The organism is Rhizobium sp. P1_E1 (genome assembly GCF_056406015.1).
In genome coordinates this window covers 1-12,438 of record NZ_JBFUAY010000141.1, presented here as the reverse complement: position 1 = coordinate 12,438, position 12,438 = coordinate 1, and the positions used below count along the sequence as shown (strand labels likewise).

Here is a 12,438-nt window from a genome sequence, read left to right as displayed (position 1 = left end):
GCGACAAGGCGGGCGCCCCGAGCCTGAACTTCACTTGGCAGGAGGTTGGAGGTCCGGCGGTGGAAACTCCAACCAAGAAGGGGTTCGGCACGCGGCTCGTCAGCTCCAGCCTGTCCGCTTTCGGGGAGGTCTCTCTTGATTACGCCCCGACCGGGCTCATCCTGAGGCTGGATGCGCCACTTCAGAAGCTGCAATATAAGAACTGTTCCGACGCCGAGGAATAGTTTGATTGCGACGCTAGGATGGCCGGCGCTCGAGAAATCAAAGACATCGATGATGTCATCGCGAGACGTTTGGATCTTCCTTGTTCCAGGCAACAGCGAACCCGATCCAAAGTAAGCGCTGTCCTGATCCCACGTAAGCCCACGGTGAGGGCCGTCTTGTGAGGTAACGCCGAACTCGGAAGTCCTAGTGACCTGCCACTGAACTTTCATCCGGCGGCGAGTAGAGCCCCGGCGGTTTTTGAACCGCCCCAGGATTCTGGACCACCGGAGACTGGAGTTTTCCGGCTTCATTCAAGGAGGTGGGCTGGTTGCGCCTCCCGGATTCATTAGTAAGTCTGGCACCTTATTGCCGATGGCACCATGTGGCCGAACCTCATTGTAGTCTCTGCGCCAATCCTCCATCTTTTCGCGGGCATCCGCAAGGGTCAGGAACCAATGCTGGTTCAGACATTCGGCTCGGAAGCGGCCGTTGAATGCTTCGATGAAGGCATTGTCCCCAGCACGGCAGAGGTGCTGTGAGAAAACCGGGGCAGTCACTCATTCACCAGTCGTCGCCGGGGCAAGCATAACTGCCGCTTCTCAGAGATTTTGCGGGACACACGTCTGTGTGTCACAATGGCTGGTACGCGACCTCGATAACCCGTTGTGCTTGCTCAACCAACGAATCAACCAGACTTTCGCCGTCGGCATTGAGCGGAACATCGAGATGTATCCAGATGTGGCCACCGCACTCAGTTAATCGCTGCGCGAAGCCAGACGCGACAAGACGTTCGCGGATAACCGAGAACTTGGGCGTAAGACGGTGGAAACGCAGCCAGATAGGCGTCGTGTACCCCGGAAAAGGATCGCGGACCCCCACGCTGAAGCAGGGCTCGTCTGCGCCAAGCGGTAGGCAGACATATCGACGCTGGTAGTCGTCGGGACCGTCCTTGCCCATTGGGAGGACTCGGCTCTGCTGCGCCAAGCGGCGGGTAACGCGATCCACAAGATTGACGAATACCTCTTTCCGCTCGCGCCAAGCGAACAGTTCAGAGACACTCCTCAGTGGCTCGATGTCGTAGCCCTGAAGGACCCTGTACATGGCCCGAAATTGGGCAAGGTCACCACGGAACGGTTCGGAGCGAACATCTTTCAGGGCGACCAAGACCCCTTCCCAATCGATCACCGCAACCGAAAAGTCGGACGTTGCACCCCGCTGCCAAGGACCATCCTCGGTAGGAGCGGACACACACGGCACCGATGCTTTCATCGCAGCAACCCGATAATGAGGTACCAGCACCAGCAACATTCCACTATCAGAGCTTTCTTGAAGGTCGCCAAGGTACGAACTGAGTTGGCCCTCGCCAAACGCCGCGCCCAATTTCGCCTCTATCTTGACCACGAGCTTTCCGTCAGCCGTGCAGCCCTCCAAGTCGGGGCGGGCACCGTCTTTCTGTCGAGCCTCGGCTCGCCAAGTCAAGTCGGCGTTGATAGTTCTGCCCACCATCTTGGAGATATGGTCCCCAAAGCTCTTGCGTGCATCCGAATTCTGAAGAAGGTAGGCAAGCCCCTGCGTGCACAGCAACTCTCCCTGTTTGGAGAGCGAGCTGAATTGGGCGAGGTGGCTCATGAGTAGTCGCATGATTAGCCTCTTGAACTTCAGGAGCAAAGACGAGACCTAATGGATAGCATTGATGACTTCAAGAAGTTCATCGGCACGCGCCACTGGCGTTACGCGAAAACCATGCCGCAGTGGCCGCACGAATACTCGGTACGGCAATTCGACGATCCGCCGGAGGACCAGGCCCTGTTTGAGGAAGCCGTCTCATTCATCCGTACCCAGGGCGAACGAAGGTGGTTTGAGCCAACTAGTAGAAGCTCTGTCTACCTTGACATCGACGGCCGACAGTATTGGACCATGGGCGCTCCGGTTGAGGAAACAACCATCATAAACCGTGCGTGGCTGGATTGGAGAGAGCGCCTTGTTCGGCGCGAGTCAGGTTTGTGACCTCCTGATTCGACTTTTACAAGATAGCAGCAGCCTCGAAGACCCGACACTCGGCTATTTGTAATCATCACATACTAAATCAGGGAGATCATGCATGGAACACTCGGAGTTTCAGATCGGTCTGGAGTTCTGGTGCGGGAAGAGGCGGTGGCGGTGTACCGACGTCGGAACGCGCACAGTTGTCGCGATTCGCGTCCATCCGGTTGAGATGACGACCGTCCAGGCTGGTGGCACGAAAGAGCACGAAACGCCTACTTATGAGCAGGCAGATGCGATGGGCTGGTTTGATGGCCCCCCGTTTGGAGTGGCCGAGGTGGTTTTCGACGAAGACGATCTCGAAGTCTGCTCGCTTGAGAGGAAGGACCTATGAACCAGGCTCAGAGCCAGATCGATAGGTTGCTGCCGTGGAATTATTGAGGCCGAGTAAATCTCCGCAGGGCTATCCCCTCATCCTAAAGCACTCGGCACTACAAAACGCAGCTCGGTCAACGTGTAAGCGGGACACCGCTTACGAAATCAGTGCTCACGTTATCAATGCAAAACCTCATTTGAACCGAAGTCTTTTGACTAACTGTGCCCACCTCATTCGAAGGGAATTTGGCTCAAGTTCGGACCGGGTTGCCAGCATGAAATCAGGCAACGGTACGTTTGGCATGTTGTCATAGGCTTTAAGGATGGTCTCCAGTGGCGTCAGGGTCTGGTCGCGGTCCCAATAGACGATCTTCAACCATGTGGCCGCACGCTCATATTGGCCGACTCCCAACCATGTTTCCTCGAGATTGGCCCGCAACATTCGCTGCCCGGCCTCCAACAGGTCATTGTCGCCAAATCGCGCCCGCCCTAATTTTTTCAGACAGAGCGCATAGGCAAACGCCCGTGGCTTTAACGTTGTTTTGAGTGATGGGTTTTTCGGCTTTAGATGTCGCTCATATTCTTCGACTGCGGTGTCGTATTGACCAGCCTGGAGGCTGAACGCCATGAAATCGTCGAGAGTTCCGTCGACGAGCAGTCTCCGTGAACTATACGGCAGGCCCTTGATTTCCTGAGGAACGAAACGTTGGAGCTTGTAGTCAAACTTGTCGACACCGAGTACTTTGGTAAAGCCGGTTCGCATGTATTCAATCTCTGCATCCTGAGCGGTTTTCCACGATGCTTCGTCGTTTCCTTTACCGTGCATCCAGTGGCCAAGGGCCTTGGCCCAGTGCAAAGTCCTGCGGTGGGAACAGGGAAAAGGACCAAACCTTTCCTCTTCTTTTCCCTCGATGGCCTTGTCCAACCATTGGAGCGCACGTGGAAGAACGGGTGTTATTTCCTTGTCATGACGCACCAGCCAGGCAGAGATAACATCGTTGATCTCATGCACCGCAACATTCCCCATCGGCATCGCGGGATCGTATTCGGCACGAAGTGCGCGGGCGATAGTGCCGCCCATCACCTCCCGCGTTCGAATGGGATTGAATTTTTTCAAAGCTGTCTCCGCTTATTGGGAATGGTTCGAAACCTTCGCTGGCACCGAGTTCTTGGGGTAAGCGGTGCCCTGCTCCCATACTGACGAGTTTTCTCGCTTGATGTCGAGGAGTGGAGCCGCGACGACGACGGCTCTTCGCCGTGCGCACGAGGCCAACAAACCTTGACGAGTTAAAGCACTCAACGGCAACCTCGCACGGTACTTGAGACATCCATAGACGCCGGTCGTTTTTGGCGGGTTAAAACGACGGATCAAATGTCGGGAGAAGTCCGCAATGTGCCGGATAGAAGGCTTTGAATGCATATTGCCGTGCCAGGTTATTCCACGGCAGGAGTTCCTTTATTCGGCTCTGCTTGTGGCCGTTAGCTATGGCGTTGAGAGTGGCGGTGAGACAGGCGAACGGATCGACACCGTTGAGCTTACTCGTCTCGATGAGGGAGGCGATGATCGCCCAGTTCTCCGCTCCAGCATCGTGTCCGGCGAAGAGAGCATTCTTACGATTAAGCGCTATCGGCCGGATGGTTCTCTCGACGGTGTTGTAATCGATCTCGATGGACCGTCGGTCAGGAAAACACAAAGACCATCCCAGTATTTGGCGACATAAGCCGTGGGATGAGAACATCGGTTACGATCCAAAAGTCGGTTCACGACGGTCTGGCAGTTGCTAAGGTTTGTCGACAGGCTCATCGTTTGGGTTGGGCACCGGTGCCTCCCTTGTATCTCGAGCCGGGTGTTTGTGATCGTCAGGCTCCGGTGGCACTTCTTTACGGTCAGGGTGATTGACCGGCTGGTCTTTAGGATTGCCCCCTTTGTCATTATTCTTTTTGGACATGGCCAGTACCTCCATTCAACAGTACGAACAGACTTGCGAGATCGAAAGTTCCRAGACAGCCAGACTGCCGTGGTCAGAGCATATGGTCCATCTGCAGCACAGCCACCGGCCATTCGCCAGGATGACGCTTGATGAACGCCYAAGGCCAAGGGGATGCAGGCGGATCAGCGCCAATGCGTGACGTAAGCGCCGGCGGCAAACGACGGCGCTTACCGCAGRTGCGTAGTGTGGAACCGGAGTTCTGTTCAGGTGTTCCTCTCGATCAGCAGGGAGCTTCCCATGACCTAYATCGCATCACCAAGCTACGACCGTAACGACCCCAGTCGCGCTTCGAACCTCCGTCAGTGCCTSGAGACCGCCAGACGCCGCCTRGATGAGACTTCGCATGCGTCSGAAACCGAGAAAATCGAGACGCTTGTGGCTTCCGCCATCGAGGCGGGTTGGGAAGACGATGAAGTGCGCGACGCACTTAGCCCCGGTGACGAGCAAGAMAACAAAATGCGGCAACAGGAACCACCTGTCCCAACTATCGGTGTGGTTCCCTCGTCATCTTTCTAATGACAGTCGTTGGTATGGAAGTCCGGTTTTAATCAGAGGACGAATGATAGCGCGCCATCGGGAGGAGGCTGACGACGCGCTGCATGTGACCATTGGGTTCCACCGGTGAACTTAGGCCGCGATGCATTTTGAAATTTGGTAAAGGTCTACCTCCCGGTCTAGCCCGCGAATCGCCTCCCCTAGATCGCTTCGTCACCATTCCGCTTTCTTGAAGCAGAGAGGAACTCAGCGGTTGATGGGAGCGACGAGAGATCACCGTGGAATCCAGACTGAACCCGCCATAGTACCGCCACACAATTCCGCCCAATCAGGCTGTATAACAGACGGATTGCGTAAAATGAGATTGATGGCTCTCCTTGTTGCGGCCCTTTTGCTGACGCCCATTCATGCCCAGGCCCAAGTTTATGACCCGCATGATGGATACGACGATTATGGGGGCTACGACTATGATGATCCCTACAGCCCGTATCCCCCTCCTCCCTACTACGAGCCAGAACCTGGCTATCGGGAACCTTTGCAAGAACGTGGGGAGTCATCGACGCGAATTAGAAGGGGAACCGTCGTCATCGCCACGCGTGAGCACACTCTGATTTACACGACCGCACAGGGCGAGCAGTTCGCCTACCCCATCGCAGTCGGCCGCGAAGGCAAGCAATGGTTCGGAACAACGCGGGTGGTGTCGAAGCGATTGCATCCCGAATGGCGACCCACAGCCAGTATGCGGCAGAAGAACCCACGGCTTCCGGCCGTCGTGAAACCCGGCCCGGCAAACCCGCTCGGAACTCGCGCGATCTACCTTGCCGACGGACTGCTGCGCATCCACGGCACCAACGACCCCTCCTCCATCGGCACCAAYGCATCGAGCGGATGCTTTCGGATGTACCGCGAGGACGTCGAGGAGCTTTACGATATGGTTCAGCCGGGGACCCGGGTGATCGTCCAGCAGTGATCGAATATCGCTTGACCGAACTGTCTCGTCATTTCCACTTCGCTGACCACTGGCGAAGTCCGCCTTCGCCTTTTCAGGCCATGTCTTCACGGGCGGGTTGACCTTGATTTTCTGGCCGGACGGTTTCCAGGCAAGATAGACCATCCTCGAAGAAAGGTCCGTAGCGACAACGGCTTCTTGATTGTGACTTATCAGATTGACAATCAGAGACCAATGAGGGCTCGGCATAGGGGGCCCTTGCGCATCAGTCGGAATGCGCCCTCTTCGAACCTGCGGCATGCCAAGGAACCGCTGGTGATTGCCAAAGTTTAGCTTTTGAGAACATCATCGCAGATGAGTTCAATGGAAAACGCTGCGTAAGAGTTGGGGACAACGTCGACGGCCCGATGGTCGTCGGCTCGCGGCAATTGACAACTCGCTTGGGAATTTCAACATGAACATCGAGACGATATTTTTCAAGCCGAGCGACTGGGTCCCGAACAATCCGCATCTTCCTGTATTGCTTTACAGAGGGCTCTTTGCTGACGCTGAACCTACTGATTTCGACCGTCGTTTCGCTGCAAACGGTTGGACAGGCATCTGGATAAACGGTGTCTTCGATTATCAGCACTACCATTCCGGTGCCCATGAAGTCCTGGGAATTGCACGTGGCAGCGCCAAGCTGTTGATCGGCGGTCCCGACGGTCAAGAGCTTGATGTGGTTGCGGGAGACTGCCTGGTACTTCCAGCCGGAACAGGGCACCGAAATCTCGGCTGCACGTCGGACTTCCAGGTGGTAGGCGCTTATCCTAAGGGACAGCATGCCGACATTCAGACGTCCGCTCCCTCAAGCGAAATGCTGGCGAAAATCTCGTCAGTCCCCCTGCCCCATACCGACCCCGTCCAAGGATCGTCAGGATTTCTCACGGAGAAATGGCGGTAGTCATCGGGCACAGTGACCGATTTCGCAGTCTGCCGCAGGATTAAGGACAAGCGTCCGACAAGCGGAGAAGCGGCCCCTCGCTTTTTCCAGCGCTGAACGATATCCACGATCTAGCCTGACCAACATGAGGAGCATCCGATGATCCACGAATTGCGCATCTATACATGTCTGCCGGGGAGGCTGCCGGCACTGCAGCAGCGTTTCGAGACCGCGACGCTGGCGATCTGGGAGCGACTCGGCATCCGCTCACTCGGCTTCTGGACGACGATGATCGGTTCTTCCAGCAACGATCTGACCTACCTGCTCGAATGGCGGTCGCTGGCGGAGCGCGAGCAGAAGTGGGCCGAGTTCGTGGCCGATCGCGAGTGGCAGGAAGCGAGGGCAAAGAGCGAGGCGGATGGGCCGATCATCGCCAACATTGCCAGTTCGCTGCTGCAGCCGACGAGCTTTTACCGCGGCTTCTCCGAGCTGTCGGAATAACGGGCGGAAACGCAGCACGCAATTGATTGGGAAGTCTTTTCGGCGTGTTTCAGCGCCGAATATTGGGGTTTTGATGCAGTTGTAACGATGCTGCTTTGCTGGTTTCCACCAAGGAGTCAGCCTGATGAGCACTAAGTTTCGCCTTTCTGATTTGGTACCGGCTGGATTCATCGCCGAACGCATTTCCCACATTGACGACGAGACCTGCATCTTGCTTTCCTCCGGCGCTACCGCGTCATGTTCGGCATGCGGTTCGAAGCTGCTATTGCCGCCAGGTCGCGGACCTCCCCTGTCAGGAAGGCGCGGTCAGGCTTCTCGTGCGCACGCGGAGGTTCACCTGTGATGCGGTGCTCGGCGGCAGGCAGATATTCGCCGGGCGGTTCGGCGATGTGCTACCTCCCTACGCCAGACGAACCGGGCGTCTCGAGCATCTCGTCCACCATCTGGCCCTCGCGCTTGGAGGACGCCCGGCGGCGCGTTTTTGCTCAGCGGCTGATCCTTCTCGTCAGCAACGACACCTTGCTCCGCGTCATACGCAGGCAAGGATTGCCGCTGTCGATTCCGCCCTCGGTGATTGGCATCGACGACTGGGCCTCGCGGCGCAATCATCGCTATGGCAGTTGCGTTTAATGAAATGGCGATAGGCTGTCGCCGCGACTGTCCGGGTCACTATGCCGATTGCAAGAGCCGTCGTTCCTGTCGCAAAAAAAGCCCCGCGGTTGTTGCGACCGCGGGGCTTCTTGACGCCTCACCCGGGAGAGGGGGTGTCAGGCGGCCTGTACTTTGCGGGTCGTGCGTGCCCATTCGGGCAGCCAGTCGCCGTGGGTGGCGAGCAGATCGTCGACCAGCGACCAGATCTGGTCGAGGTCGAGTTCGGCTGCCGTATGCGGATCCATCATCGCGGCATGATAGATGTGCTCGCGATTTTCCGTCATCAGTGCCTGCACCGTCAGTTCCTGGACGTTGATATTGGTGCGGATCAGAGCGGTCAGCTGCGGTGGCAGGTCGCCGATGAAGGTCGGCTGGATGCCGGAAGCGTCGACGAGGCAGGGCACTTCGGCGGCGCAATTGGTCGGCAGCGAGGTGATGCAGCCATTGTTGCGGACATTGCCGTAGATCACCGAGGGCTCGCCCGTCCAGACCGAATTGATGATCGAGGAGGCATATTCCTTCGACGGCGCGACCTCAATCTTGTCGGCTGAACGATAGGCCTCCGCCTGCCCTTTCCAGCGCTCGATCTGCTCGATGCAGCGTTTCGGATATTCATCGAGCGGAATGCCGAATTTCTCGATCAGGTCCTCGCGGCCCTCCTTGATGAAATAGGGCGTATATTCGGCGAAATGCTCCGAGCTTTCGGTGACGAAATAGCCGAGCCGCGTCAGCATCTCGTAGCGCACCTTGTTCGGGCAGCGCGGGTTCCAGCCGGGCTTCGGCGCCCTGCCCTCGCGATAGGCGCGCAGCAGGTCGGGATAGAGGTTGCGGTAGGAACCGTCCGGCTGGTGATGCTCGAACTTGAGATAGAAGGCCATGTGGTTGATGCCGGCCGCCCGGTAGCGGATTTCCTCGTAGGGAATGTCGAGGTCATGGGCCAGTTCCATCGCCGTGCCCTGCACCGAATGGCAGAGGCCGACCTGGCGAATGGTTGGATATTTCTCTGATATCGCCCAGGTGTTGATCGCCATCGGGTTGACATATTGCAGCATGATCGCCTCGGGGCAGACGGCCAGCATGTCCTCGCAGACCTTCCAGAGATGCGGCACGGTGCGAAGCCCGCGCATGATGCCGCCGACGCCGAGCGTATCGGCGATCGTCTGGCGCAGCCCGTATTTCTTCGGCACTTCGAAATCGGTGACCGTGCAGGGTTCGTAGCCGCCGATCTGGAAGGCGACGACGACGAAATCGGCGCCGGCAAGCGCCTTGCGCTGGTCGGAACAGGTCTCGGCCTTCGCCTTCACGCCGAGCGTCGAGATCAGCTTGTTGACGACGACGGCGCTTTCCTCAAGCCGCTGCGGATTGAGATCCATCAAGGCGATGGTCGCGCCCGACAGAGCCGGACGCTGCAGCACATCGCCAACGATGTTCTTCATGAAGACGGTGGAGCCAGCTCCGATGAAAGTGATTTTGGGATTTCTTGCCATTATAACCTCCGGCATTCGGCAATCATGCTACCTCGAAAGCGGCCTTGACGAGCCGTTCGGTGTAGGCGGTCTTGGGATGGGATAGAACTTCGTTGACGGGTCCTTCTTCGACGATCTTGCCATGCTGCATGACGATGACGCGATGGCAAAGCGCCCTGACGACCTTGAGATCGTGAGAGATGAAGAGGTAACTCAGGCCGCGCTCGTCCTGCAGCTTGCGCAGGAGTTCGATGATCTGCGCCTGGACGGAAAGGTCGAGCGCCGATGTCGGCTCGTCGAGCAGGATAAATTCCGGCTCCAGCGCGATGGCGCGGGCAATGGCTATGCGCTGGCGCTGGCCGCCGGAAAATTCGTGCGGGAAACGCGACAGGATATTGCCCGGCATGCCGGCGGCAATCAGCGCCTCTCGCACCCGGTCCTGCCGTTCGGCCTTGGTCGCGCCCAGCCTGTTGACGACGAGCCCTTCCTCGATGATCTGGCCGATCGTCATCCGCGGGTTGAGCGATGAGAACGGGTCCTGGAACACCACCTGCATGCGGGCGCGCAAGGGCCGCATCTCGGCTCTGGAAAGGCCGTGGATCGGCTGATGGTCGAAATGGATCTCGCCGCTATCGGGCGTGTTCAGGCGTAGGATCGCCTGGCCGAATGTCGTCTTGCCGGAGCCGGATTCGCCGACGAGGCCGAGCGTCTCGTGACGGCGCAGCGTCAGATCGAGGCTGTCGACGGCGACAAGCTCACGCATCGCCGGCTTGAGAAAGGTACCGTGACGCATCATGAAGGAGACACGCACGCCCTTGGCATCGAGGATGACATCCGATCCCTCCGGCAGCGGATTGGCCTGGCCACGCGGCTCGGAGGCAAGCAGATGCTTGGTATAGGTGTCCTGCGGATTGGCAAACAGCGCTTCGGTGGTGTTGTGCTCGCGCACTTCACCGTACTGCATCACATAGACGTAATCCGAGAACTGCCGCACCACGGTCAGGTCGTGGGTGATGAGGATGACGGCCATCCCCAGTTCCTTCTGCAGGTTGCGGATCAGGTTCAGGATCTGCGCCTGCACGGTGACGTCAAGCGCCGTCGTCGGCTCGTCGGCGATCAGCACATCAGGATCGTTGGCAAGCGCCATGGCGATCATCACGCGCTGGCGCTGGCCGCCGGAAAGCTGATGCGGATATTGCATGAGCCGCGCGGCAGGATCGGGGATCTGCACATGTTCGAGCAGTTCGAGCGCGCGCTTTTGCGCATCCCTCTTGCTGATCCGGCGATGCACGCGGATCGCTTCGACGATCTGGCTGCCGATCGTATAGATCGGGTTCAGCGAGCTCATCGGCTCCTGGAAGATCATCGAGATGCGGTCGCCGCGCAGCTTGCGGCGCGCCCGCTCGGAGAATTTCAGGATATTGCTGCCGTCATAGGCGACCGTTGATTTCTCGGAGACGACGGCGCGCTTCGACAAAAGCCCCATGACCGTGCGCGCCGTTACCGATTTGCCCGAACCGGATTCGCCGACGATCGCGATGGTCTCGCCGCGATAGAGCTGGAACGAGACGTCCTTGACGGCTTCGACCATGCCGTCTTCGACCTTGAAATTTACCGCCACATTGCGGGCGTCGATAATGGGCGTGTCCGAACGGCCATCATGGTCGTGGCGGACGGGCGGGGCGAAGGAATTGACCAGTGCAAGAGCCATATCAATCACCTCAATAAGGATCGACCGCGTCGCGCAATCCGTCGCCGAGCGCATTGAATGCGAAGACGGTGACGAGCACGAAGCCGACGGGGGAGAGAATCCAGGGATAGGAGCCGATCACCGAATAGGTCGCCGTATCCTGCAGCATCAACCCCCAGGAAATCAGCGGTGGCTTGACGGCAAAGCCGAGAAAACCGAGGAAGGATTCCAGCAGCACGACGCTCGGTATATGCAGCGTCACCGCGACGATGACGTGGCTCATCACGTTCGGGAAGATGTGCTGCATGATGATGCGCGTGTCGGTGGCGCCGACGGCCATTGCCGCCCGGACATAATCGATGCGGGCAAGCGCTAAGGTCTTGCCGCGCACCTCGCGCGACATCTGCGCCCAGCCGAGCGCCGACATCACGGCGATGACAAAGGCAAGGAAGACGTTGGTCGGCGCCGTCACCGGGATCAGCGAGGTCAGCGCCAGATAAAGCGGCAGTTGTGGGAAGGCGAGCACCAGTTCGACGAAACGCTGCAACCAGATATCGAATGTGCCGCCGAAATAACCGGACACCATGCCGACGGTCGTGCCGATGATGGTGACGATGAAGACCRCCGTCAGGGCAATCGTCAGCGAAATGCGCGAGCCGATGATGGCGCGTGACAGCACGTCGCGGCCGAACTTGTCGGTGCCGAGGAAATGCACCGGCTGGCCATCGGTCGAGCCGAAGAAGTGCCGGCTGGCCGGGATCAGGCCGAAAAGCCGGTATTCAGCACCCTTGACGAAGAAGCCGAGCAGCCGCGGATTGTCGTAGTCGATGCCAACGATCGGCTGGAAGGTGACGGGGTCGAGCTCTTCGGAATCGGAGAGCGCATAGACACGCGGCTGGAAGACGAAATTGCCGTCCTTGTCGTGGAAGCTCATTACCTGCGGCGGCGCGAAGCCGACATCGGTCGCCTTCGGGTCCATCGGCGCAAAGAAATCGGCAAAGATCGCCATGACGATCAGCAGCACGACGAGCACCAGCCCTGCCATGCCGGTCCAGGAGCGCCTCAGCCGGCGCCAGACAAGGGCGATATAGCTTTCATGGCCACGCGATGGCTTGTTGATGGAAAGTTCTGTCGTCGGCGGAGGCGGCGCGGAGTCGAAAGCCAGCATCTCAGGCTCCTCCATATTGGCGGACACGGGGATCGAGCAGGGC

Annotated in this window: 10 protein-coding genes and 3 pseudogenes; 6 read left to right on the top strand and 7 right to left on the bottom strand. The window is 58.3% G+C overall.

The window, feature by feature from the left end; all coding sequences use genetic code 11:
- A pseudogene (locus tag AC1D1Z_RS28290) lies at positions 1 to 224 on the top strand (regulator); the annotation flags it as partial.
- A gap of 291 nt (positions 225 to 515) precedes the next feature.
- Here AC1D1Z_RS28290 and AC1D1Z_RS28285 read toward each other — a convergent pair.
- Positions 516 to 719 (bottom strand): annotated as a pseudogene (locus AC1D1Z_RS28285) (integrase core domain-containing protein); the annotation flags it as partial.
- Between the two features lie 115 nt (positions 720 to 834).
- Positions 835 to 1,845 (bottom strand): hypothetical protein, encoded by a 1,011-nt coding sequence (locus tag AC1D1Z_RS28280; protein WP_245268263.1) that lies wholly within the window; start codon positions 1,843 to 1,845, stop codon positions 835 to 837.
- 39 nt (positions 1,846 to 1,884) lie between these two features.
- Between AC1D1Z_RS28280 and AC1D1Z_RS28275 the strand changes: the two genes are divergently transcribed.
- Positions 1,885 to 2,211 carry a hypothetical protein gene (locus AC1D1Z_RS28275; protein WP_018245199.1) on the top strand — a complete coding sequence of 109 codons (327 nt, stop codon included), beginning with the start codon at positions 1,885 to 1,887 and terminating at the stop codon, positions 2,209 to 2,211.
- A gap of 94 nt (positions 2,212 to 2,305) precedes the next feature.
- The gene (locus AC1D1Z_RS28270; RefSeq protein WP_018245200.1) at positions 2,306 to 2,581 is read left to right on the top strand and encodes a hypothetical protein; all 276 of its coding nucleotides are present in this window, start codon (positions 2,306 to 2,308) and stop codon (positions 2,579 to 2,581) included.
- 174 nt (positions 2,582 to 2,755) lie between these two features.
- On the opposite strand, the gene AC1D1Z_RS28265 is transcribed toward AC1D1Z_RS28270, so the two are convergent.
- A complete protein-coding gene (locus AC1D1Z_RS28265) occupies positions 2,756 to 3,679 on the bottom strand; it encodes a hypothetical protein (protein WP_018245201.1) in 924 nt (307 codons plus the stop codon).
- Between the two features lie 238 nt (positions 3,680 to 3,917).
- A pseudogene (locus AC1D1Z_RS28260) lies at positions 3,918 to 4,285 on the bottom strand (transposase domain-containing protein); the annotation flags it as partial.
- Positions 4,286 to 5,406: 1,121 nt separating this feature from the next.
- Between AC1D1Z_RS28260 and AC1D1Z_RS28255 the strand changes: the two are divergent.
- The 3 genes from AC1D1Z_RS28255 (at position 5,407) to AC1D1Z_RS28245 (ending at position 7,420) form a co-directional block, all read left to right on the top strand.
- Positions 5,407 to 6,018: a L,D-transpeptidase gene (locus tag AC1D1Z_RS28255; RefSeq protein WP_477852270.1), complete on the top strand. Its 612-nt coding sequence runs from the start codon at positions 5,407 to 5,409 to the stop codon at positions 6,016 to 6,018.
- Positions 6,019 to 6,451: 433 nt separating this feature from the next.
- Positions 6,452 to 6,940 carry a cupin gene (locus AC1D1Z_RS28250; protein ID WP_080763959.1) on the top strand — a complete coding sequence of 163 codons (489 nt, stop codon included), beginning with the start codon at positions 6,452 to 6,454 and terminating at the stop codon, positions 6,938 to 6,940.
- A 138-nt stretch (positions 6,941 to 7,078) separates the two neighbouring features.
- The gene (locus AC1D1Z_RS28245; RefSeq protein WP_018448862.1) at positions 7,079 to 7,420 is read left to right on the top strand and encodes an NIPSNAP family protein; all 342 of its coding nucleotides are present in this window, start codon (positions 7,079 to 7,081) and stop codon (positions 7,418 to 7,420) included.
- Positions 7,421 to 8,187: 767 nt separating this feature from the next.
- On the opposite strand, the gene melA is transcribed toward AC1D1Z_RS28245, so the two are convergent.
- Genes melA through AC1D1Z_RS28230 form a run of 3 tightly spaced genes read right to left on the bottom strand, consistent with a single transcriptional unit; the run spans position 8,188 to position 12,395 of the window.
- Positions 8,188 to 9,558, bottom strand: a complete 1,371-nt coding sequence (gene melA, locus AC1D1Z_RS28240) for an alpha-galactosidase (RefSeq protein WP_477852268.1) — start codon at positions 9,556 to 9,558, stop codon at positions 8,188 to 8,190.
- Positions 9,559 to 9,580: 22 nt separating this feature from the next.
- Positions 9,581 to 11,248 carry an ABC transporter ATP-binding protein gene (locus AC1D1Z_RS28235; protein ID WP_018448860.1) on the bottom strand — a complete coding sequence of 556 codons (1,668 nt, stop codon included), beginning with the start codon at positions 11,246 to 11,248 and terminating at the stop codon, positions 9,581 to 9,583.
- 10 nt (positions 11,249 to 11,258) lie between these two features.
- Positions 11,259 to 12,395 carry an ABC transporter permease gene (locus AC1D1Z_RS28230; RefSeq protein ID WP_477852271.1) on the bottom strand — a complete coding sequence of 379 codons (1,137 nt, stop codon included), beginning with the start codon at positions 12,393 to 12,395 and terminating at the stop codon, positions 11,259 to 11,261.
- Positions 12,396 to 12,438 lie beyond the last annotated feature (43 nt).

Bases quoted from the DNA above. Each gene is read 5' to 3' on its own strand.
- AC1D1Z_RS28235 (WP_018448860.1), bottom strand. From the start codon at position 11,248: ATGGCTCTTGCACTGGTCAATTCCTTCGCCCCGCCCGTCCGCCACGAC.
- AC1D1Z_RS28270 (WP_018245200.1), top strand. From the start codon at position 2,306: ATGGAACACTCGGAGTTTCAGATCGGTCTGGAGTTCTGGTGCGGGAAG.
- AC1D1Z_RS28275 (WP_018245199.1), top strand. From the start codon at position 1,885: ATGGATAGCATTGATGACTTCAAGAAGTTCATCGGCACGCGCCACTGG.
- melA (WP_477852268.1), bottom strand. From the start codon at position 9,558: ATGGCAAGAAATCCCAAAATCACTTTCATCGGAGCTGGCTCCACCGTC.
- AC1D1Z_RS28245 (WP_018448862.1), top strand. From the start codon at position 7,079: ATGATCCACGAATTGCGCATCTATACATGTCTGCCGGGGAGGCTGCCG.
- AC1D1Z_RS28280 (WP_245268263.1), bottom strand. From the start codon at position 1,845: ATGCGACTACTCATGAGCCACCTCGCCCAATTCAGCTCGCTCTCCAAA.
- AC1D1Z_RS28250 (WP_080763959.1), top strand. From the start codon at position 6,452: ATGAACATCGAGACGATATTTTTCAAGCCGAGCGACTGGGTCCCGAAC.